Annotated in this window: 15 protein-coding genes; 8 read left to right on the top strand and 7 right to left on the bottom strand. The window is 60.0% G+C overall.

Features of this window, described 5'->3' with window-relative positions:
- The first annotated feature begins 65 nt into the window (after window positions 1-65).
- From RBB49_RS25790 to RBB49_RS25770, 5 genes are read left to right on the top strand one after another with little or no spacing between them, the layout of a single operon-like run.
- Window positions 66-632 carry a TRAP transporter small permease gene (locus tag RBB49_RS25790; RefSeq protein ID WP_306145818.1) on the top strand — a complete coding sequence of 189 codons (567 nt, stop codon included), beginning with the start codon at window positions 66-68 and terminating at the stop codon, window positions 630-632.
- Complete coding sequence (locus RBB49_RS25785) at window positions 632-1,912, top strand: TRAP transporter large permease (RefSeq protein ID WP_197000742.1); 1,281 nt, start codon at window positions 632-634, stop codon at window positions 1,910-1,912. Before RBB49_RS25790 ends, RBB49_RS25785 begins: the two co-directional genes overlap by 1 nt.
- Window positions 1,909-2,685 carry an enoyl-CoA hydratase gene (locus RBB49_RS25780; RefSeq protein ID WP_306145817.1) on the top strand — a complete coding sequence of 259 codons (777 nt, stop codon included), beginning with the start codon at window positions 1,909-1,911 and terminating at the stop codon, window positions 2,683-2,685. Before RBB49_RS25785 ends, RBB49_RS25780 begins: the two co-directional genes overlap by 4 nt.
- Window positions 2,682-3,887, top strand: a complete 1,206-nt coding sequence (locus tag RBB49_RS25775) for a CaiB/BaiF CoA-transferase family protein (protein WP_306145816.1) — start codon at window positions 2,682-2,684, stop codon at window positions 3,885-3,887. Before RBB49_RS25780 ends, RBB49_RS25775 begins: the two co-directional genes overlap by 4 nt.
- 43 nt (window positions 3,888-3,930) lie before the next feature.
- The gene (locus RBB49_RS25770; RefSeq protein WP_306145815.1) at window positions 3,931-4,356 is read left to right on the top strand and encodes a heme-binding protein; all 426 of its coding nucleotides are present in this window, start codon (window positions 3,931-3,933) and stop codon (window positions 4,354-4,356) included.
- A 49-nt stretch (window positions 4,357-4,405) separates the two neighbouring features.
- Here the strand turns inward: RBB49_RS25770 and RBB49_RS25765 are convergent, their stop codons facing one another.
- Window positions 4,406-5,473: an ROK family transcriptional regulator gene (locus tag RBB49_RS25765; RefSeq protein ID WP_306145829.1), complete on the bottom strand. Its 1,068-nt coding sequence runs from the start codon at window positions 5,471-5,473 to the stop codon at window positions 4,406-4,408.
- 147 nt (window positions 5,474-5,620) lie between these two features.
- A complete protein-coding gene (locus tag RBB49_RS25760) occupies window positions 5,621-6,274 on the bottom strand; it encodes an SGNH/GDSL hydrolase family protein (RefSeq protein ID WP_306145814.1) in 654 nt (217 codons plus the stop codon).
- Between the two features lie 217 nt (window positions 6,275-6,491).
- On the opposite strand from RBB49_RS25760, the gene RBB49_RS25755 reads away from it, so the two are divergent.
- The 3 genes from RBB49_RS25755 to RBB49_RS25745 are packed head-to-tail and all read left to right on the top strand — an operon-like array spanning window position 6,492 to window position 9,287.
- Complete coding sequence (locus RBB49_RS25755; protein WP_306145813.1) at window positions 6,492-7,472, top strand: sugar ABC transporter substrate-binding protein; 981 nt, start codon at window positions 6,492-6,494, stop codon at window positions 7,470-7,472.
- Window positions 7,473-7,524: 52 nt separating this feature from the next.
- Complete coding sequence (locus tag RBB49_RS25750) at window positions 7,525-8,496, top strand: ABC transporter permease (protein WP_306145812.1); 972 nt, start codon at window positions 7,525-7,527, stop codon at window positions 8,494-8,496.
- Window positions 8,497-8,504: 8 nt separating this feature from the next.
- Window positions 8,505-9,287, top strand: coding sequence for an ATP-binding cassette domain-containing protein (locus tag RBB49_RS25745; protein WP_306145811.1), 783 nt, complete (start codon window positions 8,505-8,507; stop codon window positions 9,285-9,287).
- Between the two features lie 176 nt (window positions 9,288-9,463).
- Here RBB49_RS25745 and RBB49_RS25740 read toward each other — a convergent pair whose 3' ends face one another.
- The 5 genes from RBB49_RS25740 to RBB49_RS25720 all read right to left on the bottom strand — a co-directional run bounded on the left by RBB49_RS25740 (window position 9,464) and on the right by RBB49_RS25720 (window position 14,954).
- Window positions 9,464-10,471 carry an ABC transporter permease gene (locus RBB49_RS25740; RefSeq protein ID WP_306145810.1) on the bottom strand — a complete coding sequence of 336 codons (1,008 nt, stop codon included), beginning with the start codon at window positions 10,469-10,471 and terminating at the stop codon, window positions 9,464-9,466.
- The gene (locus RBB49_RS25735) at window positions 10,468-11,406 is read right to left on the bottom strand and encodes an ABC transporter permease (protein WP_306145809.1); all 939 of its coding nucleotides are present in this window, start codon (window positions 11,404-11,406) and stop codon (window positions 10,468-10,470) included. The genes RBB49_RS25740 and RBB49_RS25735 overlap by 4 nt, the downstream gene beginning before the upstream one ends.
- On the bottom strand, window positions 11,403-12,887 hold the full coding sequence (locus RBB49_RS25730; RefSeq protein WP_306145808.1) for a sugar ABC transporter ATP-binding protein: 1,485 nt from the start codon (window positions 12,885-12,887) through the stop codon (window positions 11,403-11,405). Before RBB49_RS25730 ends, RBB49_RS25735 begins: the two co-directional genes overlap by 4 nt.
- Before the next feature lie 68 nt (window positions 12,888-12,955).
- Window positions 12,956-13,984 carry an ABC transporter substrate-binding protein gene (locus RBB49_RS25725; protein WP_306145807.1) on the bottom strand — a complete coding sequence of 343 codons (1,029 nt, stop codon included), beginning with the start codon at window positions 13,982-13,984 and terminating at the stop codon, window positions 12,956-12,958.
- 55 nt (window positions 13,985-14,039) lie between these two features.
- A complete protein-coding gene (locus tag RBB49_RS25720; protein WP_306145806.1) occupies window positions 14,040-14,954 on the bottom strand; it encodes a sugar phosphate isomerase/epimerase in 915 nt (304 codons plus the stop codon).
- Window positions 14,955-14,963 lie beyond the last annotated feature (9 nt).

Genomic DNA, 14,963 nt, shown 5'->3' with positions numbered 1-14,963 from the left:
AGTCTTGTGGCCATACAGATCCGCATGAGCCTGCCTTCGGCTCCTGCAAGAGGACAAGGCGCGACGTGAACCAGCTCTCGAACTCACTCCTACCCCGGATTGTCACGATCCTCGGCAAAGTGCTTGAATGGATCACGATCTCGCTGATGGTGCTTCTGACCATCGTCGTGATTTCGGCGGTGATTGCACGCCTCTCGGGCCAGAGTTTTTCGTGGTACGACGAAGTCGCCGCGATCATGCTGGCCTGGATAACCTACTACGGCTCGGCGCTCGCCGCGCTTCACCGTCGTCACATCGGGTTTGACACGGTGCTTCTGGCGATGCCTGTCAAGACGCGTCTTATGGCCTTGCTGGTGGCCGAGGCAATCGTGTTGATCTTCTTTGTATTGATGGCGCGGGCCGGTCTTCAGGTTCTTGAAGTTCTTGAAGGCGACACGTTGATTTCCCTCACCTGGGTTCCGGTTCAATTCACCCAGTCGATTATACCGATTGGCGCGATCCTGTTCATCCTGTGCCAGCTTCTCAGCCTGCCGAACTACTGGAAAGTCACCGCCGACGGCATTTCGCTGGAACACGCGGAGATCGAGGAAGAGGTCGAGGCTGAGATGATCAAGAACAAGGATCGTACCTGATGTTGATGGCTGCGATCTTCTGCGCCCTGCTGGCGATGATCTGCATCAATGTGCCAATTGCGGTTGCGCTGGCCATGTGTGGGGTGATCGGCCTCCTGGCGGTCGAGGGCACCGGCAGTCTGGTCACGATTGCCCTGGACATGTATGACGGATCGACCAAGTTTTCGTTGATCGCTATTCCGATGTTTGTGTTGGCCGGTGCCATCATGAATGCGGGTGGGATCACGGATCGGCTGATCAATTTCGTGTCCGCCATCATCGGCTTCATCCGCGGCGGTCTGGCGATGGTCAACATCGGCGTGTCGCTGTTCTTCGCGGAGATTTCGGGCTCGGCTGTAGCGGACGTCGCTGCAATGGGCTCGATTCTGATCCCGCAAATGAAAAAGCGCGGTTACTCGAAGGAGTTTTCGGCCGCTGTCACGTCGTCCTCTGCCTCGCTGGCGATTATCATCCCGCCATCGATCCCCATGATCCTCTACGCAGCCTCGGCCAACACTTCGGTCGAGCAGTTGTTTGTGGCCGGCGTTGTACCGGGGCTCCTGGGTGCCGCCGGGTTGATGGGCGTCGCCTATGCTTTCGCAAAACGCTATGACTATCCGGTAGAAGAGGCCTTCAACCTGCCGCGCGTCCGCGAGACGTTCAAGGACGCATTGCCCGCTTTTGCGCTGCCGGTGATCATCCTGGGCGGGATCTTCGGCGGGTTTGTCACCGCAACAGAAGCCGCAGGGCTGGCCGTGCTTGCCGCACTTGTTGTCTCTGCCTGGTACCGCAATCTGAACCTGGCACATTTGCGCCGGGCGATGCTCGATGGCGGCATACAAACCGCCGTGGTCATGCTTCTGGTTGCCGCATCGGTTCTGATGGGCGGCTTTCTGACCCGTGCGCAGATCCCTCAGCAACTGGCGGAAGCGATCTTGTCCGTCACCGCTCAGCAATGGGCGATCTTGCTGATCCTGAACTTCTTTTTCCTGATCATCGGGTTCTTTCTGCATTCGGCGGCCGCGATCATTCTGGTTGTCCCGATCGTAATCCCGCTGATCTCTGCCGCCGGCATCGATCCCGTGCATTTTGGTCTCGTTGTCACCCTGAACCTGGCGATTGGCCAGCAGACACCGCCGGTCGCATCCGTGCTGATCACGTCCTGCTCAGTGGCGCGGGCGAATATCTGGGCCGTGTCGAAAGTGAATATCTTCTTTGTCGCGGTCCTGTTGGCGGTGCTGATGCTCTGCACGTACGTGCCGGCGGTGCCGATGTTCCTTGTTGAGTACTTTTACCGATGACCGAAGAGCTTACGCAACATCTGGAAGACGGTGTCCTGTGGGTGTCCTTCAACCGCCCGGGCTCGCGCAACGCACTGACATTTGCGATGTACGAGGGGCTCGCAAATCTCTGCAAAACGCTGCCGGCCAACGGATCGGTCCGGGCCATCGTTATCTCCGGCAACGGCGGAAAGGCATTCGCGGCCGGCACCGACATGAGCCAGTTCCGCGATTTCAGGACTGCGCAGGACGCGCTGGACTACGAAGCCCGCATCGCACAGGCGCTGGACGACCTGGAGCGGTGTCCGGTACCGACGATCGCAGCGATCAATGGGGCGTGTACAGGCGGCGGGGCGGCGATCGCAGCGGCGTGTGATCTGCGCATCAGCTCTGCCAGCCTCAAGTTCGGGTTTCCGATCGCACGCACCCTGGGCAATTGCCTTGCCAGCGACAACCTCGCCCGCCTGTCCGATCTGATGGGCGCAGGCCGCGTCCGCGAAATCATCTTCACTGCGCGGCTGATCCTGGCTGAGGAAGCCAAGGCGATTGGCCTGGTGAGCGAGGTTCTGCCGGATGAGGCGTCCCTGATGGTGCGCGCCAGGGAACTGGCACAGTTGATGGGCACCATGGCGCCCCTGACCTTGCGCGCAACAAAAGAGGCCATGCGCCGCCGCCGTGCCGCGATTGCGGTGGAAGACGACGACCTGATCGCGATGTGTTACACCAGCGACGATTTTCACATCGGCATCGATGCGTTCCTGAGTAAATCCAGACCGGAGTGGACCGGGAAATGACCGCCGCCACCGGCCCCCTGACCGGTATGAAGGTCATCGAACTTGCGCATATCATGGCAGGTCCGGTGTGCGGCCTGATGCTCGCGGACATGGGCGCGGATGTCATCAAGGTGGAAAAGCCGCAAGGCGACGATTCCCGCCGGTTCGTTCCTCCCCAGATTGAAGGCGAATCCGCTGCCTACATGATGATGAACCGCAACAAGCGGGGCATAGCGCTGAACCTCAAGGATCCGTCGGCTCGAGAGGTGCTACACAAGCTCCTGTCAGATGCGGATGTCGTGATCGAAAACTATCGCATGGGCACAATGGAACGGCTGGGTCTCGGCTACGACGATCTGGCGGCGATCAACCCGCGCCTGATCTATTGCGAAATCTCCGGGTTCGGGCGCACCGGCCCCTACGCGGAGCGCGGTGGTTTCGACCTGATTGCGCAGGGCATGGCGGGCCTGATGTCGATCACAGGCGAGGGGCCGGGGCGTCCGCCGGTCAAAGTGGCCGCCCCGATTTCAGACATCAATGCCGGTATTCTGGCGGCCATGGGTGTGAGCGCGGCTTACGCAAATGCGCTGAAGACCGGCCGGGGTCAAAAAGTTGACACGTCGCTGTTTGAGGCCGCGATCGTGCAAACTTACTGGCAATCGGCGATTGCCTTTTCCACGAGTGAAAACCCGCAACCGCTCGGCTCCGCGCATCCGCTGAATGCGCCTTACCAGGCGTTTGCGACCAGTGACGGCTGGATCAACGTTGGTGCAGCGAACCAGCGCAACTGGCTCCGTTTGCTGGATGTCATTGAGACGCCTGAGCTTGATGCCGACCCGAGATTTGCGTCGAACCTGGCGCGGATGCAAAACCTGCCTGCGCTTGTCGACATCCTGAATGAAAAACTACGGCGGGACACGACGGCCAACTGGTTGGCCAAGATGGAAGCGGCAGCGCTTCCAGCCGGTCCGGTCCTGGGCATTCTGGAGATGCACGAGGACCCTCAGGCGGTCGCGCGTGACATGATCGTGGAGACAAGGCACGCCGTCGCGGGCGATGTCAAAACCATTGGGCATCCGGTCAAGTTCAGTGAAACACCTGCCAAAGTTGCCAGGGCCGCGCCGGTGTTGGGACAACATAGCCGCGAGGTGTTGTCACAGCTTGGGTATGATCAAGAAGCGGTCGCGAGCCTGATAGAAAGCGGGGCGGTCATCGCGGCGTAATCTCTCAAGAGGCCAAGGCCTGGACTTAGATCGGGGGGGCGGAGTGGAACTTGCTTTAGATACAGCGCAGAAAATTGTCTCGGTGGCTTTGGACTGGCGGCGCGCCCATGGGATGAAACCCATAACAGTCGCGGTTCTTGACAGCGGTGGATTTCTGATCGCACTGGCCCGCGAAGACGGCACCAGCAATCTGCGTCCGGACATTGCGCAGGGCAAGGCGCGGGGGGCGATCGGAATGGGGCTCGGCTCGCGTGCCCTTTTTGAACGGGCACAGTCGCAGCCCTACTTCATCCAGGCAATGAACAGCATTGCCGAAGGATCGTTGGTGCCGGTCCCCGGGGGCGTTTTGATCAAAGCGGACGGCCAGGTGCTCGGGGCAGTTGGAATTACGGGTGACTCGTCCGACAATGACGAAACCTGCGCAATCGCGGCAATCGAGGCCGCCGGGTTTACGGCAGACGGAGGCTAATCGGCACCCGGGCCGGCGGCAACAGCCTCGCGCCGTCTCACCCTAGGCCCTAAAGCGTATTGGCGGTAAAGCGCGTTTGAATGGGCATGATCGCGGCGCCGATTGCCAAAGCGTTCGGACCGAACCGGCTCCCTGTTACCGACAGGCCGGTCGGGATCTCCGTGCGGATACGCGTTACCAGTTCATCCATGACATCCGTTGGAACCGGTGCCGACAGGATCATTTCCGGAACAGTCGCGAACGTCCCGAGATCCTGCACAAGATCAGCGGCCTTTGCGACAACCTGCTGGATCCAGCGCTGGACACCCAGATCGTCCTGCGCCGCGTCACTCTCCAAGCTTCGGGCCGTCTGATGCCAGGTCTGACTGTCGCAAATTGAAATTTGAGGATTTGAACCGGTATAGATCCGGCCTCCGAGGATCAGCCGCGGAACAAGGTCTTTGGAGGCATAGCAAAACAGCAGATCATCCATACGCTTGGCTTGACCATAGAGTGTTTCGGCGCTGGCGGCTGCGGTTACATCGTCCTGGATCACGACCTCCAGGCCGGAATGCGCGCGCAGGTCCTTTTCAAAGTCGTAGGCCAGTACGGCTTGTTCCTGTTCCTCTTCGGCATCAAACCGCTGCGGGAAGGCGAGCCCGATGCCGGCGACGAGGGATTTCTGTTCACCCGTCAATTCACCGAGCAAGGTGTCCACCGTTCCGGTGAGTGCGTCACGAACGGTCTGGACGTCAAAGGTGGTGAGGTTGCACTGCGTCTGCGCGACGGATGCGCCTACGAAGTCGACGATTGTCGCCTCGATCGCGTGACGGTCGACATGCAGCCCGATCGAGTACGCGCCATTGGGGTTCAAGCTGATGGGGGTCGTCGGAGGACCGATCCGCCCGCGGACCGCTGCGCCCTTGCTGACCAGGTTGTCGCGTTCAAGTGCCCTGACAATGACAGAGATCGTTTGCGCTGAGAGCCCGCTTTCCTGTCCGAGCTGGAGCCGCGTCATGCCGTCGTGCTGCAGGAGAAGGGACATGATCAGTCGTTCATTGAAGCTGCGTGCCAGAACCTGGTTCATGCCACCCGGGTGTTCTGCGACACGTACGGTTGGTGGCGGGGCAAAACGCATATCCGGCAAAAGTACAGCCTCCGGCTTTGAAATCAGAACTCGCGAAACGCACCTGGGTTTCAAGGTGTGGCTTCGCACTATGGCGTATCACGTTTGGGTGTCTGGAACGGAATGCATCTTTCGCGTCCGGCCCTTTCTTCCAAGGGTTTAGTCACTTTGATCCGGCCAGCCAATGGCCGCGATCTCTTCGGCAATCGCGTGACCCAGGTCCCTGTGAGCCTGGACGTCGAGATGAAAGCCGTCCTCATCGCTGGAATTGACGACAAGACCCGCATTGAAAAAATGGACTTCATGGGCTTCGGCAATCCGTTCGTATTCACGGGCCAGTGCGCGCGATTTTTCCTGAGCCCCGAGAAACACATCCGACCATTCTTTCAAGTCAGAAGCGGTTGGCGGCGGCGCAACGATCAGAATTTCGGGGATCTTACCGTCGACGCCCGCAGGCATGGCCTTTATGTCGGTCACAAGGGCTCCGATGCCCATGGCAATTTCACATGGGGTCTTGTTGAAACGCACTTTCAGATCGTTGGTTCCGAGCATGATGATGATCAGATCAAGTGGCTTGTGGCTCATGATGCAGGGCCGAAGATAGGTCCGGCCATTCTTTTCCGGGCCTTCGATTTCGTCGTTGCTGACGGTGGTTCTTCCGCTCAGGCCTTCTTCGATCACAAGCCATTCGGAGCCGATCAGACCGCGCAGCACACCAGGCCACCGGACGTCATGCGGGTACCGGTCGTCCGGCTTGTTGGCGGTGGTTTGTCCATAGGTGTTGGAATCTCCATAGCACAGCACTGATCGCATACCACCTCACAAGACTTGTTTACTTTCAATCAGATAGGCAGTCAGTTCGTGAGTGCCCATGTTGCTCAGCCTAAAAGCGGACGCCTCACTGGTCAATAGTAATTCAAAGTGAATAATTATTGACACGGGTGTGGTTTCCGTGCTCATCATGATGAACAGACGCATGGATGCGGTCGAAATTCGCCTTGTCTGTGTCGTCGGATCACGGGAGGATCAGATGAAACTTTTCAAATCAGTCTTGGCAGCTGCCGCCGTCACGATCGGCCTCGGCGCCGCGTCACCTGCAATGTCCAATGACGAAGGGCCAATACTGGTCGTGAGCGGACCGCTGTCCTGGCCGTTTTTCGCCGCTGTGAAGAAGGGTTTTGACGACGCTGCGGAAATTTTCGATGTCGATTACCAGTACATTGCAGTCACGGACACCTCGAACATGACGAGCGATTACCCAAGGCTGCTGCAGCAGGCGATCAGCCGCGAGCCCAGAATGCTGCTTGTCGGCGAGTTCTTTCCCGATGGCATGGATCCGTTGATCAAGGAGGCGACCGCCGCCGGCATTCCCGTCCTCATTCACAATTCCGGCCAGACCCTTTGGGAAGGCAACGGATCGATCGGCTTTGTTGGCGAAGACCCCTATCAGATGGGCTACAAGGCAGGTCAGATCCAGGCGGATGCCGGCGTTACGACGGGCCTGTGTTTCAACCAGGTTCCGGGAAATCCGACTGTTGAAGAACGGTGCAATGGCTATGTTGCCGCCATGAAGAAAGCCGGGAAGGAAACGATCTACCAGACCATTGGGACGGGAGATGCAACCAACCCGCAGGCCATGACCCAGGCGATCAAGGGAAGCCTCCAGGCAAATCCGCAGATTGACGGCATCTATACGCTGAATGCGGTTCCTGCGATGTCGGCCTTGCGCGCGGTGGACGAAGTCGGACGCAAAGGCGAGATCATGGTCGGAACGGCAGATCTGTCCAACGAAGCCCTTCTTGCCATCAAGAACGGCGACCTGGCCTTTGCCATGGATCAGCAGCCATATCTGCAAGGCTTCATGTCCATTCAGATTGCCCACCAGTATTTGAATTACGGCCTGCATCCGATCGGCCACGTAAAGACGGGACCGTTGGTCATCGACAGTTCCAACGTGGACGAAACGCTGCAGGTCAACAAGGAACACGCAGGTGTTCGCGGCGCCTCTTAGGCGCTGCGCGGCCCGGCCGGGGCGATCCGACATAGTTCACCTGGAGAAAGATGTGCTCAGGAATTTCATGAAGCGGCCCGAGGCAGGGGCTTTCGCAGCGTTTCTCATAACCTACCTTTTCTTTGCACTCGCAACGCCCGGAACGGGGTTCGTGTCCGTGAATGGCACGGCCGGATGGCTCAATCTGGCCGCCGAACTGGGAATTGTCGCGATCCCGGTTGGGCTCTTGATGATTTCTGGAGAATTCGACCTTTCGATCGGGTCGACCGTCGGGGCGGCGTCGATGATTCTGGCGCTTGGAACCAACCAATACGATTTGCCTATCTGGCCGATGGTGTTCCTGGCACTGGCTGCCGGAGGCCTGATCGGGTTGGCGAACGGCCTCGCGGTCGTCAAGACCAAACTGCCGTCTTTCATTGTCACCCTGGCGACCAACTTCATCGTGATCGGTGCAACAATGGGTGTCTCACGCCTGATCGCCAATGTCACCTCAAGCTCGATTGTGGCTTCCGACAGTGCAAAATTCGTTTTCGCGGCGCGTTGGGGGCAGGCCAATATCTCCATCCTCTGGTGGCTTCTCGTTGCCTATATCGGCTACCGGGTATTGAGCCGCAGTGTTTTCGGCAACTGGATCTATGCGACGGGCGGAAATCTGGACGCGGCCCGGGGGGCAGGTGTTCCGGTGCAGCGGGTCAAGATCAGTCTGTTCATCGCGACCGGACTTGCCGCCGCGCTTGTCGGCATCCTTCAAGGTGTCCAATGGAATTCAGGCAACGCGACCTACGGCATGGGCTTCGTGTTCCAGGCACCGATTGTGGTTGTTATCGGCGGCGTTCTCCTGACCGGCGGCTATGGCAGTGTCACCGGCATCGTCCTAGGCACGGCGTTGTTCGGTGTCATTTCCAGCGGCATCTTCTACACAGGCTGGAACACGGATTGGATCCAATTGTTCCTTGGTCTTCTGCTTGCGGCGGCCGTTCTGGCCAACAATTATGTCCGCCGGCTGGCGCTCTCAAGCAAATAGGATCCGCCATGTCTCAGCCTCTCATGGAATTGCGCGACGTCGACAAGTTTTTCGGGTCCACCAAGGCTCTGAAACAAGTGTCGATGCAGGTCGAACCGGGCAAGATCCTTTGCCTTCTGGGCGATAATGGTGCCGGCAAGTCGACCCTGATCAAGGTCCTCTCCGGCTATCACCAGCCAACGTCCGGAACACTGTTGTTCGAGGGAAAAACAACCAGATTTGCGACGCCGCGCGAAGCGCGCCAGCGCGGCATCGCGACAGTCCATCAGGATGTCGGATCCATCCCGCTGATGAGTGTTGGCCGCAACTTCTTTCTGGGCGCTGAACCCGTCAAGGGCCGTTGGCCGTTTCAAAGCATCGACACCCGGCTTGCCAACGAAGTTGCGGTGGATCAGATGCAGAAATTCGGCCTCACTCGGGTGACCAGCGGAGAGCAGCTTGTCGGAACCATGTCCGGCGGTGAACGCCAGGTTCTGGCGATCGGGCGGGCGATGTATTTTGGTGCCAAGATGCTGATCCTTGATGAGCCGACATCGGCCCTGGGTGTCAAGGAAGCCGCGATGGTACTGAAAATGATGAGGATTGCGCGTCAGAACGGGGCGGGCATCGTCTTCATCACGCACAACGCGCGCCACGCCATGAGCGTCGGCGACACCTTCGTTGTTCTGATCCAGGGAGAAGTCGCGGCGTCTTTCAACCGGGGAGAAAAGTCTCGCGAGGAAGTTCTCAATCTCATGGCCGGCGGCGAGGATATGAGCGAGCTTGAAGAAGATCTGGAACAGATCGATTGACATTGCATCGCGCGGAAAATGGCCGTTCCGTTTCCCGTATCCGCCTCATCGAAATGCGGTGCCGGAAAATGCTCTCACATCGACAGTTTTGAACGGACAAACTGTTCCGTCGAGGTTTCGGAAGCAAAAAAACTGAGAGTCCCGGTTCGGCGGCTGTCCGGCTTGCGCCGGCATTGCTAGCGGCTTGCAGTGATCCTGACATAGATCGCGGTCACGGCGAGAATGACGGCGCCAAACAATACGGTCCGCGCGCCTTCGGGCATCTGCATCAGCGTCAGCATCGTGTCGAGAACGCGAATGATCAGCGCGCCGACAATCGCACCGGCAAAACTGCCGCGTCCGCCGAATATGGAAGTGCCTCCGATCACGGCGGCAGCAACGGAGGGCAGCAGCAGCGGGTTTGCGAGACTGAGCGACGTCTGGCGGATCATGCCCAGGTAAAGCAGGCCGGCCATGGCCGCGATCAGACCCGATAGCACATAGAGCGCGACATAAACCTGCCACGCGCGAACCCCCGACAGTCTGGCGGCGTTCTCGTTCGAGCCAAGTGCAAACAGCAGCCTGCCGAAACCGGTGAAGCGCAACAGCCAGAAGATGAACAGTGCAAACGGCACGAACAGGAATAGTCCGTTCGGCATCGACAGCGTGCGGCCGGTTCCGAGCCACGAAAGGAAGGCCGGAATTTCTGACCCGGCATTGATGACGAGGCGCTGGTAAACCTGCAGGCAGCCGGTCGCGATAAGTCCCGTGCCAAGTGTCATGATCAGGGGGTGCACGCGGACAAGGCCAACACCGATGCCGTTGACAAGCCCGACGATCAGGCCGGTGGAAAGAGCGACGAAAACGGCAGGGGCAACACCCCAGATCGAGCTCAGCGTGGCGCACACAAAGGCGGCCACCGTCGCTGTGATGCCGGCAGACAGGTCGATGCCCGCGGTCAGCATCGTCAGCACCTGGCAGGCGGCGAGCATTGCGAGCGGTATCGCGAACTTGATCAGGTTCCCCACCCAGAAGGCCGAAATCAGGCCGTCCCGCCCGGCACGGAAGGGAGTCACGATCCCGGGCCGCATGATTTCAAGCATGACGATCAGCAGGAGCAGGAACGCCAGCAGCGGGACAACCGGATTGTCGCGCAGATAACGCCCGAAGCGTACCAGGGCCGGGTCTGTTGCCGCCGTGTTCATTTCCTGGCCCCCCGCAAGGTCAAAGCCGTACCCAGCATCACCACGCAAACCATGATGGTTCCTTCAATGATGGTTGTGACATTCGGGTCCACGGCGAGAAGCGTCAGGATCGTGCGCACGATCCGCAGGATGAAGACGGCAATGATCGGACCGAGCAGCCCGCCACGCCCGCCCCCCAGAACCACACCGCCAAGAACCACGGCGGCGACGGATGCCATCAGATAGGGACCGGGAACGGGTTCGCCGATACCCGTGAGCGAAGCCAGGCTGAGGCCTCCGAATGCGCAGAACATGCCGCACACGCCGTAAGCCAGGATTCGCGTGCGCCCGACATCGACCCCGGATCGGAATGCCGCCCGTTCGTTCGATCCGGTTGCATAGATCGAGATCCCCAGCCGGGACCGCCGGAGCGGGACCCAGACCAGGGCGACGGCTGCGGCAATGATCACGAGTGCATTCGGCAATCCGGGAACCAGGCTGCCGCGGATACCGGTCTGCAGCCATTCAGACGTCGATCCGCCCGGCGTCTCGAGAATCAGAAGCGCAGCGCCCTCCCAGACAAAGAGCATCGCCAGCGTCACGACAATATCCGGCACCCGTGTTACCACGATCAGTGCACCGTTGATCAGTCCCATTGCCAGCCCCAGCGCCAGCACGATCATGACGGCCGGCACACCGGATATCTTTTCCATCAGGACGGCTGCCGTTACCGCGCAAACGGCCATCATTGAAGCGACCGACAGATCGATGCCGCCGACGATGACCACCACCGCCATGCCCGCAGTCGCAAATGCGAAGGGCAGTGCCGCGCGCGCGACGCTCTCCAGCCCGGACGCGCCGAAGGACGGCTGGATGATCTTTGTGATGGCAAGCAATGCCGCCAGAAGAACAACCAGCCCGGCCACCCAGGCATTTTTCCTGATCAGATCGCTCACGCTGCCCCCTCTTGCGCCGTGAGCCCGTAAGCCGCATGGAGCAGGGTCTGATCGTCGGCATCTGCCGCATCGATCACATCGACGACCCGGCCGTTGAAGATGACGATGGCGCGGTCGCAAGCGAGCGCGATTTCCTCAAGCTCGGAGGTGTAGAAGAGGACCGACGCTCCCTGCTGGGCAAGTTCCCTGACAAGGGGGTAGATCTGACGCTTTGTGCGCACATCAATGCCGCGCGTCGGGTCGAACAGCAACAGCGTATCCACTCCCGTGGCCAGCCATCGCCCGATGGTCACCTTCTGCTGATTGCCCCCGGAGAGCCGTTGGACTTCTCCCTGCGCGCGTGTGTCGATCTGCAGTTTTTCAATCGCATGTGCGACGCGCTCCCGTTCGCGCTGAAGCTTGAGGTTTCCCCAGTTCCTCAATCGCGCGGAAAAGGGCAGGGCGATGTTCTCGCGCACTGATCTCTGCGCAAGGAGCGCGTCCGCCCTGTCCCCGGGAACGAATTTGAGGCCGGCAGCGATGGCATCCGCCGGATGGTGAAAATCGGCCGGCTTCCCGTTGATTTCGATTTCACCCGAGCTTGGCGGCAGGAAACCGGCCATGCAGTCGAAGAGTTCGTCCTGTCCCTGTCCTTCCAGCGCGACCACGCCGAGCACTTCTGCCGGATAAAGGTCGAACGTGATGCCGGTCACCCTGGGCGCGATTGCAAGGTCGCGCACGCGTACGCGGGGTGCCGCCTCCGTGCGGCTGCGTGTTTCGGCAACGCCTCGATTGCCAAGCTCCAGTTTCTGCCCCAGCATCAGCTCCACGGCGCGTTGTTCAACACCGCTTTCGATCTTCAGATCGCCGACCGTCTTGCCGTCGCGCAGCACCGATGCCCGGTCGCACAGTTCGGAAATCTCGCTGAAGCGATGGGAAACATAGATCACGCCCATGCCGCTGTCGGCTTGCTCGCGGGTTACCTTCAGCACCCGGTCGACCAGATCGGTCGGCAGGGCCGCGGTCATTTCGTCCAGCAGGAGCACGTCGGGCTTGCTGGCCAGTGCGCGCGCAAGGTCGAGGATACGAAGGGTCGCAAGCGGCAAATCGCCGATCATGTCTGACAGTTCGAGATCGGCAATGCCGAGTTCGCCAACCCAGCGCATGAAAGGATCGACGCGCGTATCGGTCAAACGAAGATTGTCGGCGACATCGAGGTCGGGGATCAGGGAAGGTTCCTGATAGACAGGAACAAGACCGGAGCGCCGCGCCTCGGCAGGACTGCCCACCCGCGCTTCCCGTCCGCGAATGAGCACCTTGCCGCTGTCGGGCCGGAGCGCCCCGGTGATGATTTTCACGAAGGTCGACTTGCCTGCGCCGTTTGCTCCCATCAGGGCGACGATTTCGCCTTCTGAAAGAGACAGTCCGGCATCGGTCAGCGCCCGGACCGCACCGAAGGCCTTGGCGATGCCGGTCGCATCAAGTAGCTGGGTTCCGCTCATGCGCGCTCTTCGAATTGGTCTTTCAGGGGCCCCGCCCAACAGGTGGGCGGGGCATTTGAACGCGGATCTCAGCTGTCGCCCGGGCCCTTGCAGGCGATGATCTGATCCATCGTGTAATCGGTCCAGCCCGGCACGGAGACTGAAACCGGCCACTCGGGGTCGAGATTCGGATTCTGCGCAGCCTTGATCGTGGCACGGCCTTCATCGGACGCGTTTTCCCACAGAACCGGGTTCACAAGCACCGTTTTTTCAGCCGGGGGACTGCCGTTCAGTATGTCGACCGCAAGCGCAACGCCCGCACCGCCGACAGAACCGGGATTCGTCACCGCCGCACCGGTCAAGCCGTCGACCTCGGTCAGATACTGAACGAAGCCGGCATTGTCCGCACCGACTATCGGCACCAGCGGTGCTCCCGATTCGACAAAGGCGTCCACGATCACGTTGTCGATGCCCGAAGTCCAGACACCGTCAAAGGGGATGCCGGTGGCCAGGAAATCGAACATCTGCTGTTTGCCCTGGTCCTGCTGCCAGCCCGTGAAGACTTCGTGCACGACCTTGATGTCGGGATGTTCCGCCAGCGCACGCTTGAAGCCGTTGTCGCGGTCCGTGTCCGCGGAGACACCGGCGATACCGCGCATGTAGACAACGTCGCCTTTTCCGCCCAGCTGTTCGAAAAGCCATTTGGCACCAAGATAGGCGTATTCCTCCTGGTTGTTGGACAGGATATACGCGCCGTCAGCGGTAACGCCTGCATCAACAGCGACAACGACAATGCCTTTTTCCATCGCCGCATTCAGCGCCGAATTCAGGGCGTCCGGATTGGAGGGGTTCAGAACGATGGCGTCGACGCCTGCTTCGATCAGGTTGTTGATATCCTCAAGCTGACCGGCGGAATCGGTGTTGCGATGCGCCACGATCAGGTTCGAGACATCCGCTTCCACCAGCGCTTGCGCGCGCATCGCGCAGATCATTTCCTCGCGCCAGCCGTTGCCCTGAACGGTATTGGACACACCGATGGTGTAGTCGGCGGCAAATGCGGCCGGCGTGAGCGTCGCTGCGATGGCGAGGGCCGCCGCACCTGCGATTTGTTTCTTCATTTTCAGTTCCTCCCATGTGAACGTTCGTGTGAAGTTCCCGGGGCGTTTCGCCCTTCTATTTGATGAATGGCTGCAGAACGTCGCGCGCCAGCAGAAAACCGCGCTTGACCTTTTCATCCGTGCCTTCGAAGAGACGGTCCTCGTGCTCTATGATTACCGGGCCGTCATATCCGGCGCGGTAAAGGCCGGAAAAGAAGTTGGACCAGTCCACATCGCCGAGCCCGCACAGGCGCGGCACCTGCCAGCCCATCCCGGCCGACATGATGCCGTTCTCGTACAGCCCGTCGTGATCCACCATCAGGTCCTTGGCGTGGACATGGGCGATCTGCGGGCCGAACTCCTTGATGAAGCGTGTCTGGTCGATGAACTGCCATATCAGGTGCGACGGGTCGAAATTCATGCCCACCGCATCACCCCATTCTTCGAAAATCCGCCGCCAGATTTTTGGCGAATAGGCGATATTGTGGCCACCCGGCCATTCGTCATAGCTGAAGATCATCGGACAGTTTTCAAAGCAGAGCCGCACGCCTTCGTCCCGGGCGTGGTCCACGATCGGTGAAAAGATCCGGGTTGCGCGCTCCCAGTTGTCGTCGACGGTCAGCGTCCGGTCGCCGCCGACAAAGGTGTTGACGACCGGCACGCCCATGAGGCCCGCAGCCGTGATGACTTTCTTCAGATGCCCGATCACCTCGTCGCGGTGACCGGCATCGGCGTGGAGCGGATTTGGATAATAGCCAAGTCCCGAAATCTCCAGGCCGTGTCCGTCCAGCCTGTCCCGGATCTCCTTCGCCTGATCGGCGCTCAGTCCGTCCACATTGATGTGGCTGGTCCCGGCGTAGCGCCGCTTGTCGCCGCCTGATGAGGGCCAGCAGGCGACTTCAAGTGCACAGAAGCCGTTCGCGCCGGACCAGGCCGCGACCTCCATCAGGTCAACGGATTCGAATGGTGCAGTCAGCAGTCCGAGTTTCATCGCCGTTTC

The sequence above is a fragment of the Roseibium sp. MMSF_3412 genome (assembly GCF_030733265.1).
In the GTDB taxonomy this organism is placed as follows: domain Bacteria; phylum Pseudomonadota; class Alphaproteobacteria; order Rhizobiales; family Stappiaceae; genus Roseibium.
Note: the sequence above shows the minus strand (reverse complement) of the source record. Positions and strands in the feature narration are given on the sequence as shown.

Bases quoted from the DNA above. Each gene is read 5' to 3' on its own strand.
- RBB49_RS25785 (WP_197000742.1), top strand. From the start codon at position 632: ATGTTGATGGCTGCGATCTTCTGCGCCCTGCTGGCGATGATCTGCATC.
- RBB49_RS25780 (WP_306145817.1), top strand. From the start codon at position 1,909: ATGACCGAAGAGCTTACGCAACATCTGGAAGACGGTGTCCTGTGGGTG.
- RBB49_RS25775 (WP_306145816.1), top strand. From the start codon at position 2,682: ATGACCGCCGCCACCGGCCCCCTGACCGGTATGAAGGTCATCGAACTT.
- RBB49_RS25765 (WP_306145829.1), bottom strand. From the start codon at position 5,473: ATGCGTTTTGCCCCGCCACCAACCGTACGTGTCGCAGAACACCCGGGT.
- RBB49_RS25760 (WP_306145814.1), bottom strand. From the start codon at position 6,274: ATGCGATCAGTGCTGTGCTATGGAGATTCCAACACCTATGGACAAACC.
- RBB49_RS25755 (WP_306145813.1), top strand. From the start codon at position 6,492: ATGAAACTTTTCAAATCAGTCTTGGCAGCTGCCGCCGTCACGATCGGC.
- RBB49_RS25745 (WP_306145811.1), top strand. From the start codon at position 8,505: ATGTCTCAGCCTCTCATGGAATTGCGCGACGTCGACAAGTTTTTCGGG.
- RBB49_RS25740 (WP_306145810.1), bottom strand. From the start codon at position 10,471: ATGAACACGGCGGCAACAGACCCGGCCCTGGTACGCTTCGGGCGTTAT.
- RBB49_RS25730 (WP_306145808.1), bottom strand. From the start codon at position 12,887: ATGAGCGGAACCCAGCTACTTGATGCGACCGGCATCGCCAAGGCCTTC.
- RBB49_RS25725 (WP_306145807.1), bottom strand. From the start codon at position 13,984: ATGAAGAAACAAATCGCAGGTGCGGCGGCCCTCGCCATCGCAGCGACG.
- RBB49_RS25720 (WP_306145806.1), bottom strand. From the start codon at position 14,954: ATGAAACTCGGACTGCTGACTGCACCATTCGAATCCGTTGACCTGATG.